The following is a 13221-nucleotide window of genomic DNA, read 5'->3' as shown; positions in this document are numbered from 1 at the left end:
TGCCCAGTCGCGGGCAGCTATGTTCTCGTATCGTTCATGGTCGACTCCGCCCCCTTCACCATCGCCAACGCCGACGCCCGGCGCCTGTTCCTGGATCTGCACGCCCTGTCCGACCCGCCGCTCGGCCGGCTGACGGCGGAAGGCTGCCAGGCGCTGGTGGACCGCATCGGCTTCGTCCAGGTCGACAGCATCAACACGGTCGAGCGGGCGCATCACATGATCCTGTTCGCCCGCCGCCACGGCTACGCCCAGACCCAGCTGCCGCGGCTGGTGGAGAAGACCCGCGGCCTGTTCGAGGGCTGGACCCACGACGCCTCGCTGATCCCGACCCGCTTCTTCCCCTACTGGTCGCGCCGCTTCGCCGATGTCCAAGCGCGCGCCGCCACCAGCCGCTGGTGGACCGAGGCCGGGCCGGACTTCCCGAAGGTGCTGCAGCAGGTGCGCGACCGGGTGGCGGCGGAAGGTCCGCTCCTGACCCGCAGCTTCGAGGAGGAGCGGCAGCGACCTTCCGGCGGCTGGTGGGACTGGACGCCGTCGAAGATGGCGCTGGAGTTCCTGTGGCGCACCGGGGTGCTGGCGGTGGCGCGGCGCGAGAATTTCCAGAAGGTCTACGACCTGACCGAGCGGGTGATCCCGAAGCCGCATCGCGGACCGGCGCCCGATCCCGAGGCGGTGGTCGACTGGGCCTGCCGCTCGGCGCTGGAGCGGCTGGGCGCCGCCCGGCCCGCCGAGATCGCCGGCTTCTGGGACCTGATCAGCCTCCGCGAGGCCGAGCAGTGGTGCGACCGGTCGACCCGGCGCGGCGAATTGTGCGTCGCGCATGTCCAGGGCGCGGACGGCAAGACCACCGCGGCCTTCGCCTTCGCCGACATCGAGGACCGGCTGGCCTCTGCGGCGCCGGCGCCGGACGTGCTGCGGGTGCTGTCGCCCTTCGACCCGGTGATCCGCAACCGCCAGCGGCTGGAGCGGCTGTTCGGCTTCGACTACCGCTTCGAGGCCTTCGTGCCCGAGGCGAAGCGTCGGTGGGGCTATTATGTCTTCCCGATCCTGGAAGGCGACCGCCTGGTCGGCCGGATCGACATGCGGGCCCGGCGCGACAGCGGCGACCTCGCCGTCGCCGGACTGTGGTGGGAGCCGAAGGTGCGGTCCAGCAAGGCGCGGCTGCGCCGGCTGGAGACCCAGCTCGACCGCATCCGCCGCTTCGCCGGGGTCGAGCGTGTGACCTGGCCGGACGCCAAATCGCCGCTGTCATCGGCGAGTCATCAAAGGGTCGCAAAGCTCGGGGCATAAGGGCGCCGCGCGAGGGCCGGCGTTGCGATGCGGGTTCTCGCGCCCATATAAGCCGCGGGGGATCACCCGCCGGGCCGATCGTGCGGAATTGGATGGAGAAGGATTGGGTATGGCGGGGGATCTGATCGTCGCCCATGCGCGGATCGTGACCGCGGAGGCCGTGCTGACCGGCAGCGTCGCCGTCGGCGGCGGGCAGATCACCGATCTGGACCGGGATGCGGCCTGCCCGTCCGGCGCGATCGATTTCGAGGGCGATTACCTGCTGCCCGGCCTGGTCGAGCTGCACACCGACCATCTCGAGCGCCACTACACGCCGCGGCCCGGCGTGCGCTGGCCGGCGGTGACCGCGGTGATGGCGCATGACGCCCAGGTCGCGGCGGCCGGCATCACCACGGTGTTCGATGCCCTGGCCCTGGTCGGCGGCCGCAACGGCGAGGACCGGTTGGAGACGCTGCGGCCGATGGTCGACGGCATCCGCAAGGCCCAGGCCGGCGGCATGCTGCGGGCGGAGCATTTCCTGCATCTGCGCTGCGAGGTCACCGAAGCGCATGTGCTCGAGCTGTTCGAGCCGTTCCGCGACGACCCGCTGGTACAGTTCATGTCGGTGATGGACCACGCGCCCGGCCATCGCCAGTTCTCCGACCTCGCCAAGTACCGCGAGATCTACAAGGGCATGCTCGGCATGACCGACGAGCAGATCGACGCCCAGACGGCGGAGCGGATCGCCGCCTCGCGCACCCATGGCGTGACCAACCGCGACGCCCTGGCCGCGATCGGCCGCGGCCGCGGCCTGCCGATTGCGAGCCATGACGACGAGACCGTCGCCCATGTCGAGGAGGCGGCGGCGCTGGGCATGGTGGTGTCGGAGTTCCCGACCACCCTGACCGCTGCCCGCGCCGCGCGCGAGCACGGGCTGCAGATCCTGATGGGCGCACCCAACCTGGTCCGCGGCGGCTCCCATTCCGGCAATGTCTCGGCCGGCGAGCTGGCGCGCGAGGGCCTGGTCGACATCCTGTCCTCCGACTACGTCCCGGTCAGCCTGCTGCACGGCGCCTTCACCCTGGCCGAAGGCGAGGCCGGCATCGGCCTGCCGCAGGCGCTGGCGACAGTGACGATCAACCCGGCCCGCGCCGCTGGCCTGGAGGATCGCGGCCGGATCGAGCCGGGACTGCGCGCCGACCTGCTGCGGGTCCGGCTGGTCGACGGGGTGCCGGTGATCCGCGCCGTCTGGCGTGCGGGCGAAAGGGTCGCATGATCCCGGAATGACAGGCTGGAGCGAAGGATCGGGTTATATGGGGCTTCAGTCGCCTGTTCGCGTTCCGGAGGCCAGCATGCGTCCGTTCCCGGTTCTCACGGCCTTGGGCCTGTTGCTCGCCCTCGGATCGGCCGCAGCGGCCCAGACCGCCGATCCCCCTGCGCCCGCTGCGGCGTCTTCCGATCCGGCCTCACCCGACCCAGCTTCTCCTGACCCGGTGGTGCGCGGCGCCTATGTCTTCGCCGCGGGAGGCTGCGCCGCCTGCCATACCGCGGCCGGTGACGCGGCCAAGCCTCTGGCCGGCGGCCGGCCCCTGAAGACCGCCTTCGGCACCTTCTACACGCCGAACATCACCCCGGACCCCGAGACCGGCATCGGCAAGTGGAGCGAGGAGGATTTCCGCCGGGCCCTGCGCGAGGGCGTGTCGCCGGCGGGCGAGGATTTCTATCCGGCTTTCCCCTACACCTCCTATACCGGCATCACCGACCGCGACCTCGCCGACCTCTGGGCCTATCTGCGCAGCGTCCCGCCGGTGCAGCAGCCGAACAAGCCGCATGAGCTGTCCTGGCCCTATTCCTGGCGCTCGCTGCTGCCGGGCTGGCGCCTGCTGAACTTCAGCGAGGGGCCGTTCCTGGTGGCGGCCGGCCAGTCCGCCGACTGGTATCGCGGCGCCTATCTGGTCCGCGTGCTCGGCCATTGCGGCGAATGCCACACGCCGCGCGACATGCTCGGCGGGCTGAACTGGTACAGCCCCTTCGCGGGCAATCCCCAGGCGCCGGAAGGGCAGGGCAAGATCCCGAACATCACCCCGGACCCGCAGCACGGCATCGGGGAATGGAGCGACAGGGACATCACCTATTACCTGGAGACCGGCGCCACCCCGGACGGCGATTTCGCCGGCGGCGCCATGGTCGAGGTGATCAAGAACGACACCAGCCGGCTGACCCCGGAAGACCGCCAGGCGATCGCCACCTATCTCAAGAGCCTGAAGCCGCTATCCGGGCCGTGACGGCCCACCGGAACGATGGTTTCGGTCCGGGGAATCACATATAGTGTCCCGGCTTCGCTAATTTTAGGAACATTTGGTTTGTATTGAGCGGCGTCCGTCCATTTCGTTTCGACGGCGCCTCCGACCCTTCAACCGCGAGATGCCGCCCGGGCAGCGAGCACGGCCGAGGCCGTCCCCGCTGCGCGCAAGCGCGTCACCCAGCATTCATCGGAGAGCCATAACGTGACCACCTATACCGGCACTGCCGACCCCGACTACATCTACGGCCTCGGCGATTCCGTCGTGGTGCCGCCCGGCGCCAACGGCGTGCAGCTCGACCTGTCGGGCGACGACACGCTGAGCGGGGTGGGCGGGGACGACTTCGTCCTGGCCGGCGCCGGCCATGATGTCGTCGATGGCGGCGACGGCGCCGACCAGCTGAACGGTGGCACCGGGGACGATTTGCTGACCGGTGGCCTCGGGCCCGATGTGCTGACCGGCGGCGACGGCATCGACACGGCCGACTACAGCAACAGCGTCAAATCGGTGACCGTCGATCTCCAATTCGGCACCGGCAGCGGCGGGGACGCCGAGGGCGACACCCTGGCGGAGATCGAGAACGTCACCGGCAGCGCCGGCGACGACACCCTCTACGGCGATACCGCCGACAACCTGCTGTCCGGGCTCGCCGGGGACGACCTGATGGTCGGGTATGAAGGCGCCGACACGCTGATCGGCGGCGACGGCAACGACTTCATCGCCGGGGACTACGAGCCGGGCTCCCTCGGTTGCGGCTGCGGCGACGGGCCCGACCTGCTGCAGGGCGGCGCGGGTGACGACACGCTCTTTGGCGGCGGCGATGCCGACCGGCTGGAAGGCGGCGCCGGCAACGATGTGATCGGCTACATGGACGGGGCGGAGTACGTCATCGGCGAGGTGATCGACGGCGGCGACGGTTACGACATCATTACCTTCAGCCCGGTGCCGGGCGCGGACACGCTGCTGGTGCTGCAGGGCGATACGCTGAGCGGCATCGAGGAGATCGACCTCGGCTTCCCGGGCGGGCCGGTCGGCCTGCCGGCGCATCTGATGCTGATCGGCGTGCTGTCCGACCTGCTGATCGTCGGCAGCGACGACCGCAACGTGGTCACCGCCGGCGATGGCAACGACACAGTCCGCGGCCTGGGCGGCGCCGACGTGCTGCTCGGCGGCCTCGGCGACGACCGCCTCGACGGCGGCGCCGCGGGCGACCAGCTCGACGGCGGGGCCGGCATCGACAGCGCCACCTATCAAGGCTCGGCTGCGGCGGTCGTGATCGACCTGCTGGCCGGCACCGCCTCGGGCGGCGACGCCCAGGGCGACAAGCTGACCAACATCGAGAACCTGTACGGGTCCGGCCTCGACGATCAGCTCACCGGCAACGCCGTGCGCAACGTTCTCGCCGGCGGGCTCGGTCACGACACGCTCACCGGCAATGGCGGCGACGATTCGCTCTCGGGCGAGGCCGGCAACGACGCGCTCTCCGGCGGCGACGGCGCGGACCGGCTGGTCGGGGGCGCCGGGATCGACATCATCCATGGCGGTAACGACAATGATTCGGTCGATGCCGGCAGCGAGAACGATCAGGTCTTCGGCGAGGCCGGGACCGACAATCTCTACGGCGGCACCGGCGACGACGCGCTCTCCGGCGGCGACGGCAACGACACGCTCGAAGGCGCGGCGGGGGCCGACGCGCTGACCGGCGGAGCCGGCATCGACACCGCCAGCTATGCCGGCTCGGCCGCCGGGGTGTCGGTCAACCTGGCCGCCGGGTCGGGATCGGGCGGCGACGCCGCGGGCGATACGCTCAGCGGCATCGAGCAGGTGCTGGGCTCGGTCCAGGCCGACACGCTGACCGGCGATGCCGCTGCCAACACCCTGTGGGGCATGGGGGGCGGCGACGTGCTCGTCGGCGGCGGCAACGGCGATGTGCTGAAGGGCGGCGTCGGCGATGACCGCTTCGTCTACAATGCCCTTTCCGACAGCACGGTCTCGGGCCTCGGCAAGGACACCATCGCCGATTTCTCGACCGGCGATAAGATCGACCTGTCCGGCATCGGCATCGCCTTCAGCTTCGGCACCGGCGGCTTCACCGGCCATGCGGGAGAGCTGCGCGTCGTCACCAGCGGGTCGATCCAGGTGGTCTATGCCGACAGCAACGGCGACAAGACGCCGGACTTCGCCATCAACGTCGTCTCCGACCACGCGCTGACCGCAGCGGACTTCGTGCTGTAGGGGGCGTGCGGACCGGCGCCGACTTCGTCTAGAGTGGGCTGCCGCCCGAAGGCGGCGGCCCCTCGGGGCGAAGAAACAGGGACGGCGATGGTGATCGAGCTGCAGACCAACGAGCCGGCGCCGGAGGCGACGCTCGCCAACTGGCGCCAGGCGCCCTACAGCCGCTGGGGCTTCCGCAATGTCCGCCGGCTGGTGCCGGTGGCCGAGATCCCGCGCGGCGAATTCGCCGCCTGCCTGAGGCCCGGGCCGGCGCTGGACCTGGACCGGGTCGCGATGCCGGAGCAGGGCGGGTCGGTCGCCCGGCTGATGGCCGAAAGCGACACCGATGGCCTCCTGGTGCTGCATCGCGGTGCGGTGGTGGCCGAGCATTACGCCCATGGGCTGGACCCGAAGGCCCAGCACATCGTTTTCTCGATCAGCAAGTCGATCACCGGCCTGATCGCCGGCATCCTGGTCGGCCGCGGCCAGCTCGACCCCGAGGCGCCGGTGACCGCCTATGTGCGGGAGGCGGCGGGGTCGGCCTATGACGGCGCCACGGTGCGGCATGTGCTGGACATGACGGTCGGCATCCGCTTCGCCGAGGATTATGTCGATCCCGCCGGCGACGTCGCCCGCTACCGCGTCGCCATGGGCTGGAACCCGCCCAGCGAGGTGGCCCGGGACAACGACCTGCGCGGCTTCATTGCCGCCCTGCGGCCCGACGGCAGCCGGCACGGCGAGACCTTCCACTATGTCTCGCCCAACTCCGACATGCTGGGCTGGATCTGTGAGCGCGCCTCCGGCATGCGCTTCGGCGCGCTGATGTCCGAGCTGCTGTGGCGGCCGATGTGGACGGAGGCGGATGCGTCGATCACGCTCGACCGGCTGGGCGCGCCGCGCACCGCCGGCGGCATCAGCATGACCTTGCGCGACCTCGCCCGAATCGGCGAGCTGATGCGGCGGGACGGCCGCGTCGGCGGGATCCAGGTGGTGCCGCAGGCCTGGGTCGACGACATCCTCGACAATGGCGACGCCCGGGCCTGGGCGCAGGGCGACCTGGCGCAGCTGGCGCCGCAGGGGCGCTATCGCAGCCAATGGTACGTGCCGGGGCCCGGCCGGGACGTGGTCTGCGGCATCGGCATCCACGGCCAGTGGATCTATGTCGATCGCGCGGCGGAGCTGGTCATCGCCAAGATGTCGTCGCAACCCGCGGCGGTCGACGACGCGCTCGACCACCGGCTGCTGGCCGGCTTCCGGGCCATCGCTCAGGCTTTGGGTTAGGCAGAGAAAACCCGAGGCCGGAGGCCTCGGGTCGTGTGCGGTGTGTGACCGTCAGCTCTTCTTCACCCGATAGGTCTCATGGCACGCGCCGCAGGCTTGGCCGACAGCGGGGAAGGCGGCCTTCACCTTGGCGGCGTTGCCTTCCTGCGCGGCGGTGTCCAGCGCCGCGATGGCGTCCTGGGCGCCCTTCACTTTGGCCTGGAAATCGGCCCAGTTGGTCCAGATTTCCGGCTTGGCCGCGCTCTTGCCGACGCCGACCGCGGTGCCTTCCGGGAACAGGGTCAGCAGGTTGGCGCTGACGCCCGCCATCTTGCCGGTCGCCGCCTTGACGTCGTCGATCGTGCCCTGGTTGTCGCGCACGAAGCCGGTCAGGGTCTTGGCGCTGGCGCCGAAGGTCTTCATCGCATCCTCGCGCTGGGTCACGACCTCCTCGGGCGTGGCGGCCCAGGCGATGGCGGCGCCGCAACTGACGATGGCGGCGGTGATGACGGCGAACTTCAACGAACGCATGGTGCCTCCCCCTGGGGTGGGTGCCGGTCCGGCGATGATGGGCGCGAGTATGCTGGAGGAATTGTTGCAATCTCCAGCCCGTTCGCGCTCCGCGGCTCCGTTCGCTGCCGCGTGCCGCAGGGTTACGCCTGAAATCGATACGCGCGTGGTTGACAGGATGCGGGGCCGCCACTATGGTCCGCGCCTCTAATTCCGGCCCGCGAGCTCCTGCTCCCGGCGGCGCCGGCGCTGCCGCATGGGATATGGATTATGAAAGTCGCGAACTCGCTGAAGACCCTGAAGACCCGCCACCGCGCTTGCCGTGTCGTCCGCCGCAAGGGCCGTGTCTATGTCATCAACAAGGAGAATCCGCGCTTCAAGGCGCGCCAGGGCTGATTTCAGCCGCTCCTTGAATCGGTCGAAGGCCGCGTCCCCGGACGCGGCCTTTTGATTTTGCGGCCTTTGGACTTGGTAGCCGAGCTTGCCGGATCGGTCCGGCCTTCCTATCGTCCGCGGCGGAGGTCCCGCCGATGAAGATGCCAGCCCCCGATGCCGCCATCCTGGCGCGCCGCGAGGAGATCGCCGCGGCGCTGCGCGCCATCGTGCCGGGCGAGGGCGTGATCACGGCGGAGAGCGAGCGCCGGGCCTACGAATCGGACGGGCTGACCGCCTACCGCACCCTGCCGATGATCGTGGTGCTGCCCTCGACCACCGCGCAGGTCTCGGCGGTGCTGCGCAAATGCCACGAGCTGGGGGTGAAGGTGGTGCCGCGCGGGTCCGGCACCTCGCTGTCCGGCGGCGCCCTGCCGCTCGAGGACGGCGTGCTGCTCGGCCTCGGCAAGTTCAACAAGGTGCTCGAGATCGACTTCGACAACCGCTGCGCCCGGGTGCAGCCGGGGGTCACCAATCTCGGCATCACCAACGCCGTCGCCCATGCCGGCTTCTATTACGCGCCCGACCCGTCCAGCCAGATCGCCTGCTCGATCGGCGGCAATGTCGCCGAGAATTCCGGCGGGGTGCACTGCCTGAAATACGGGCTGACCACCAACAATGTGCTGGGGCTGGAGGTGGTGCTGATCGACGGCACCGTGCTGCGCCTCGGCGGCAAGCATCTCGATTCGCCGGGCTACGACCTGCTCGGCGTGCTCACCGGCTCGGAAGGGCTGCTGGCGGTGGTCACCGAGGTGACGGTACGGCTGCTGCGCCGCCCGGCGACCCAGCGCGCAGTGCTGATGGGCTTCCCGTCGTCGGAGGCCGGCGGCGACTGCGTCGCCCGCATCATCGGCGCCGGCATCATCCCGGGCGGGCTGGAGATGATGGACAAGCCCGCCATCCATGCCGCCGAGGCCTTCGTCAAGGCCGGCTACCCGCTGGATGTCGAGGCGCTGCTGATCTGCGAGCTGGACGGGCCGGAGGCCGAGGTCGACCACCTGATCGGCCGGGTCGAAGCGATCGGCCGCGACTGCGGCGCAAGCGTCTGCGTGGTCAGCGCCAGCGAGGAAGAGCGGCTGCGCTTCTGGGCCGGGCGCAAGGCCGCCTTCCCGGCGGTCGGCCGGATCAGCCCCGACTATTACTGCATGGACGGCACTATCCCGCGGAAGCGCCTGCCCGAGGTGCTGGCCCGGATGCAGGAGATGTCGCGCCGCCACGGGCTGCGCGTCGCCAATGTCTTCCATGCCGGCGACGGCAATTTGCACCCGCTGATCCTGTACGACGCCAATGTCCCGGGCGAGCTGGAGAAGGCCGAGGAGTTCGGGTCGGACATCCTGCGGCTGTGCGTCGAGGTCGGCGGCGTGCTGACCGGCGAGCATGGCGTCGGGGTCGAGAAGCGCGACCTGATGGAGGTGCAGTTCGGGCCGGAGGACCTGGCGCAGCAGCAGCGGCTGAAATGTGCCTTCGACCCGGACGGGCTCCTGAACCCCGGCAAGGTGTTCCCGACCCTGCACCGCTGCGCCGAGCTCGGCCGGGTGCACATCCACCACGGCGCCACGCGCTTCCCCGACCTGCCCCGCTTCTGAACCGATGACCGAGACCCTGAAACCCGATACCGACGACCAGGTGCTCGAGATCGTCCGCTGGGCGCTGGCCGGCGATGTGCCGCTGGAGCTGGTCGGCCGCGGCAGCAAGCGCGGCTTCGGCCGGCCGGTGCAGGCGGCGCATGCGCTCGACCTCTCCGGCCTCGCCGGGATCGAGGTCTACGAGCCGGAAGAGCTGGTGCTGACCGCCCGTCCCGGAACGGGAATGGCCGAGATCGAGGCGGCGCTGGCCGCCCGCGGCCAGGCCCTGGCCTTCGAGCCGCCGGATCTCGGCCCGCTCTATGGCGGCCCGGCCGATGCGGGCACGCTGGGCGGTGCCGTCGGCTGCAACCTGGCGGGGCCGCGGCGGCTGAAGGCCGGGGCCGCGCGGGACCATGTGCTGGGGATCGAGGCGGTGTCCGGCCACGGCCAGTCCTTCAAGTCGGGCGGCCGGGTGGTCAAGAACGTCACCGGCTACGACCTGCCGAAGCTGCTGACCGGCGCCTTCGGCACGCTGGCCGCCATGACCCGGATCACGGTCAAGGTACTGCCGGCGCCGGAGACGGTGCGCACCCTCGCCGTGGCCGGGCTGGACGACACGGCCGGCGTCGCCGTGCTGACCCGGGCGCTGACCAGCCCCTACGAGGTCTCGGGCGCCGCCCATCTGCCGGCCGGCATCCTCGGCGATGCCGCGCGCAGCCTGGTGCGGATCGAGGGCTTCGGCCCTTCGGTCGACAGCCGGGTCGCGGCGCTGTCACAGCTGCTCGGTGACGCCGGGCCGATCGCCGTGCTCGACCCCGGCGAATCGGTCGACCTCTGGCGCCGGATCCGCGATGTCGCCTCCTTCGCCGGAGACGCCTTGGACAGTGATGGGCGCGCCGTGTGGCGGGTGTCGGTGGCGCCGACCATGGGGCCGCGAATCGCCGCCGCCGCCGGCGGGGCGCATTACTTCGACTGGGGCGGGGGACTGGTCTGGATCGCCGTGCCGCCGGACGGCGATGCCGGGGCCGCCGCAATCCGGGCCGCGGTCGCGGCTTCTGGCGGCGGACATGCGACGCTGATTCGGGCGCCGGCCGGGCTGCGTGCGGCGCTGCCGGTGTTCGAGCCGCAGCCGTCGGCGCTGGAGGTACTCAGCCACCGGGTTCGCGAGGCCTTCGATCCGAAGGGGATTCTGTCGCCGGGGCGGATGATCATTTGAGACAGGATCGGAAACCTCGGGCACGATCACGCGTTATGAACACGCGCAGCTCTTGAACAGGGGACGTTCTATGGAATTCCTGTGGATGCTGATCATCGGCTTCGTGGTCGGCCTGGTCGCGAAGTTCCTGATGCCGGGCCGGGACCCCGGCGGCTTCATCATCACGATCCTCCTGGGTATTGCCGGCTCCTTCGTCGGCGGCTGGCTGGGCCGCCAGCTCGGGATCGTGCCCGAGACCGGCTTCGGACAATTCGTCCTCGCCGTCATCGGCGCGATCGTGCTTCTGATCATCTATCGGATCGTCGCCGGCCGCCGGGCGGCCTGACATCGGTGCGGCCCAAGGCCCGGCCACAGGCCGCACCGTTTCTCGTTATCGGATCGACTTCGCCAGATGCGCGTAGGGCTCGCCGCGGTGCGGCTGCAGCGCCTGTGCCGCATCGCTGTCGGCATGCGTGACCCGCAGCGCCGTCGGGACTCCGTCGGCCGCCAGCTCCACCGTCGCGAACACCAGTTCGCCGCAGGCCCCGGGCCAGCCGATCGGCCGCAGCCCCGCCACCGTGGCGGCGGCATAGGGCGAGCAGTCCGAGGCGACGTCGACGCTCGCCGCCGCCGGCTTGCCGCCGACGAAGCGCCACACCGCGACCTGTTTGCCCGTCTGGTCGAACACCGCCGCCGGCTCGCCGAACCGGGCCTTCAGTGGCGCCAGCGCGTCCGCGGCGCTGCGCGGTCCGCCGGCGTCGAAGCGCACGGTCTCGGCCACCGAATACAGCCGGTTGCCCTGGGCCGGCGGGGTGAACTGCAGCAGCAGCGTGCCGTCGCCCGGCCGCGCCGCGGCGACCAGGCCGGTCCAGGGCGTTTCGCCCGGCGCGGCGAAGGTCACGGCCTGCCCTGTGAAAGCGGCCGCGTCCTGCGGCGTCTGGCCCAACGCGATGTCCTGAACCACCGGCCCTCCGGCCCATGCCGTGCCGGACAGGCCCAGCAGGGCCACGAGCAGGGCGCGGCGTCTCCGAACCATCGTCATCTCGGCCTCCCCGGTGTTTGCGGCCAGCGTACTAACCCCTATGCCGGTTGACAACGCTGCCGGCCGCATCGGCCGGGTTCCCTTGGCGCCGGGCCGCGGGCTAGTGTCGGGCGCAACGACGGGAGAGTGCGGGTGCAGACTCATTTCTCGCTGGCGCAGTTGGCCGATCCCGACAATGCGGTGTCGGAGCAGATCCTGCGCAGCTGCGTGCATTGCGGCTTCTGCCTCGCCACCTGCCCGACCTACACGGTGCTGGGCGACGAGCTCGACAGCCCGCGCGGCCGCATCTACCAGATCAAGTCAATGCTGGAGGGCGGCGGCCCGGCACCGGCCAGCGTCGCCAAGCATCTCGACCGCTGCCTGTCCTGCCTGTCCTGCATGACCACCTGCCCGTCCGGCGTGCATTACATGCATCTGGTCGACCATGGCCGCGCGGTGGTGGAGAAGACCTATCGCCGGCCGCTGCAGGACCGGGCGATCCGGGCGCTGCTGGCGGCGGTGCTGCCGCGGCCGCGGCTGTTCCGCCTGGCGCTGATGGGGGCGATCGCGGCCCGGCCGGTGGCGGGCCTCCTGCCCAAGCGCCTGCGCGCCATGCTGGCCCTGGCGCCGCGCCGGCTGCCGCCGCCCAGCCCGGTCGACCGGCCGCAGGTCTTCGCCGCCGAGGGGCCGCGCAAGCGGCGGGTGGCGCTGCTCTCGGGCTGCGCCCAGACGGTGCTGGACCCGGCGATCAACGAATCGACGGTTCGCCTGCTGACCCGCCACGGGGTCGAGGTGGTGGTGGCGCCAGGCGCCGGCTGCTGCGGGTCGCTGACCCACCATATGGGGCGGGAGGAGGCGGCGCTGGCCTCGTCCCGGACGAATATCGAGGCCTGGGGCCGGGTCGTGGCGGAGGGCGGCCTCGACGCCATCGTCGTCAACACCTCGGGCTGCGGCACCACGGTGAAGGATTACGGCCACATGTTCCGCGCCGACCCGGCCTGGGCGGAGCGTGCCGCAGAGATCTCGGCGCTGGCCAAGGACATCACCGAGCTGATGGACGAGGTCGGGCTGAACCCGCCGGCGCGGCCGACCGGCCAGGCGGTGGCCTATCACTCCGCCTGCTCGATGCAGCATGGCCAGCGCATCACGGCACCGCCGCGCCGCCTGCTGGCCGCGGCGGGGTTCGAGCTGCGCGAGGTGCCGGACGGGCATCTCTGCTGCGGCTCGGCCGGCACCTACAACCTGCTGCAGCCGGAGATCGCGGACGAGCTGCGGGCGCGCAAGGTGCGGGCGGTGGAAAGCACCGGGGCGACGATCGTCGCCGCCGGCAATATCGGCTGCATCACCCAGATCGGTCTCGGCACCGCCCTGCCGGTGGTGCACACCGTCGAGTTGCTGGACTGGGCCACCGGCGGCCCGAAACCGGCCGCGCTGTCGGACGCAGCCTGACGC

The 13221-nt window shown here is 71.0% G+C and carries 12 protein-coding genes; 10 read left to right on the top strand and 2 right to left on the bottom strand.

Features of this window, described 5'->3' with window-relative positions; translation table 11 throughout:
• The first annotated feature begins 36 nt into the window (after positions 1–36).
• From FFK22_RS12755 to FFK22_RS12735, 5 genes are all read left to right on the top strand, one after another.
• Positions 37–1290, top strand: a complete 1254-nt coding sequence (locus FFK22_RS12755; RefSeq protein WP_138891235.1) for a winged helix-turn-helix domain-containing protein — start codon at positions 37–39, stop codon at positions 1288–1290.
• A 109-nt stretch (positions 1291–1399) separates the two neighbouring features.
• Positions 1400–2545, top strand: coding sequence for an alpha-D-ribose 1-methylphosphonate 5-triphosphate diphosphatase (locus tag FFK22_RS12750; RefSeq protein ID WP_138891234.1), 1146 nt, complete (start codon positions 1400–1402; stop codon positions 2543–2545).
• Positions 2546–2621: 76 nt separating this feature from the next.
• Positions 2622–3554: a cytochrome c gene (locus tag FFK22_RS12745; protein WP_138891233.1), complete on the top strand. Its 933-nt coding sequence runs from the start codon at positions 2622–2624 to the stop codon at positions 3552–3554.
• 222 nt (positions 3555–3776) lie between these two features.
• On the top strand, positions 3777–5807 hold the full coding sequence (locus FFK22_RS12740; RefSeq protein ID WP_138891232.1) for a calcium-binding protein: 2031 nt from the start codon (positions 3777–3779) through the stop codon (positions 5805–5807).
• Positions 5808–5894: 87 nt separating this feature from the next.
• Positions 5895–7067, top strand: coding sequence for a serine hydrolase (locus tag FFK22_RS12735; protein WP_138891231.1), 1173 nt, complete (start codon positions 5895–5897; stop codon positions 7065–7067).
• Between the two features lie 51 nt (positions 7068–7118).
• Here FFK22_RS12735 and FFK22_RS12730 read toward each other — a convergent pair whose 3' ends face one another.
• Positions 7119–7577: a cytochrome c gene (locus FFK22_RS12730; protein WP_143956814.1), complete on the bottom strand. Its 459-nt coding sequence runs from the start codon at positions 7575–7577 to the stop codon at positions 7119–7121.
• Positions 7578–7826: 249 nt separating this feature from the next.
• On the opposite strand from FFK22_RS12730, the gene ykgO reads away from it, so the two are divergent.
• The 4 genes from ykgO to FFK22_RS12710 all read left to right on the top strand — a co-directional run bounded on the left by ykgO (position 7827) and on the right by FFK22_RS12710 (position 11094).
• Positions 7827–7952 (top strand): type B 50S ribosomal protein L36, encoded by a 126-nt coding sequence (gene ykgO, locus FFK22_RS12725; protein WP_138893229.1) that lies wholly within the window; start codon positions 7827–7829, stop codon positions 7950–7952.
• 134 nt (positions 7953–8086) lie between these two features.
• Complete coding sequence (locus FFK22_RS12720) at positions 8087–9574, top strand: FAD-linked oxidase C-terminal domain-containing protein (protein WP_138893230.1); 1488 nt, start codon at positions 8087–8089, stop codon at positions 9572–9574.
• A gap of 4 nt (positions 9575–9578) precedes the next feature.
• Complete coding sequence (locus tag FFK22_RS12715; RefSeq protein WP_138893231.1) at positions 9579–10769, top strand: FAD-binding protein; 1191 nt, start codon at positions 9579–9581, stop codon at positions 10767–10769.
• 70 nt (positions 10770–10839) lie between these two features.
• Positions 10840–11094 (top strand): GlsB/YeaQ/YmgE family stress response membrane protein, encoded by a 255-nt coding sequence (locus FFK22_RS12710; protein ID WP_138893232.1) that lies wholly within the window; start codon positions 10840–10842, stop codon positions 11092–11094.
• Positions 11095–11139: 45 nt separating this feature from the next.
• Here FFK22_RS12710 and FFK22_RS12705 read toward each other — a convergent pair whose 3' ends face one another.
• Positions 11140–11790, bottom strand: coding sequence for a hypothetical protein (locus FFK22_RS12705; protein ID WP_143956813.1), 651 nt, complete (start codon positions 11788–11790; stop codon positions 11140–11142).
• A 132-nt stretch (positions 11791–11922) separates the two neighbouring features.
• Between FFK22_RS12705 and glcF the strand changes: the two genes are divergently transcribed.
• On the top strand, positions 11923–13218 hold the full coding sequence (glcF, locus tag FFK22_RS12700) for a glycolate oxidase subunit GlcF (RefSeq protein ID WP_138893234.1): 1296 nt from the start codon (positions 11923–11925) through the stop codon (positions 13216–13218).
• Positions 13219–13221: the final 3 nt, after the last annotated feature.

The sequence above is a fragment of the Mycobacterium sp. KBS0706 genome (genome assembly GCF_005938675.2).
Taxonomy (GTDB): domain Bacteria; phylum Pseudomonadota; class Alphaproteobacteria; order DSM-16000; family Inquilinaceae; genus Inquilinus.
The sequence above is the reverse complement of the archived record's forward strand: the minus strand, read 5'-3'. Positions and strand labels throughout refer to the sequence as shown.

What these genes read in the sequence shown, in the direction of transcription:
- FFK22_RS12755 (WP_138891235.1), top strand. Translation starts at nt 37, where the DNA reads ATGGTCGACTCCGCCCCCTTCACCATCGCCAACGCCGACGCCCGGCGC.
- FFK22_RS12750 (WP_138891234.1), top strand. Translation starts at nt 1,400, where the DNA reads ATGGCGGGGGATCTGATCGTCGCCCATGCGCGGATCGTGACCGCGGAG.
- FFK22_RS12745 (WP_138891233.1), top strand. Translation starts at nt 2,622, where the DNA reads ATGCGTCCGTTCCCGGTTCTCACGGCCTTGGGCCTGTTGCTCGCCCTC.
- FFK22_RS12735 (WP_138891231.1), top strand. Translation starts at nt 5,895, where the DNA reads ATGGTGATCGAGCTGCAGACCAACGAGCCGGCGCCGGAGGCGACGCTC.
- FFK22_RS12730 (WP_143956814.1), bottom strand. Translation starts at nt 7,577, where the DNA reads ATGCGTTCGTTGAAGTTCGCCGTCATCACCGCCGCCATCGTCAGTTGC.
- ykgO (WP_138893229.1), top strand. Translation starts at nt 7,827, where the DNA reads ATGAAAGTCGCGAACTCGCTGAAGACCCTGAAGACCCGCCACCGCGCT.
- FFK22_RS12720 (WP_138893230.1), top strand. Translation starts at nt 8,087, where the DNA reads ATGAAGATGCCAGCCCCCGATGCCGCCATCCTGGCGCGCCGCGAGGAG.
- FFK22_RS12715 (WP_138893231.1), top strand. Translation starts at nt 9,579, where the DNA reads ATGACCGAGACCCTGAAACCCGATACCGACGACCAGGTGCTCGAGATC.
- FFK22_RS12710 (WP_138893232.1), top strand. Translation starts at nt 10,840, where the DNA reads ATGGAATTCCTGTGGATGCTGATCATCGGCTTCGTGGTCGGCCTGGTC.
- FFK22_RS12705 (WP_143956813.1), bottom strand. Translation starts at nt 11,790, where the DNA reads ATGACGATGGTTCGGAGACGCCGCGCCCTGCTCGTGGCCCTGCTGGGC.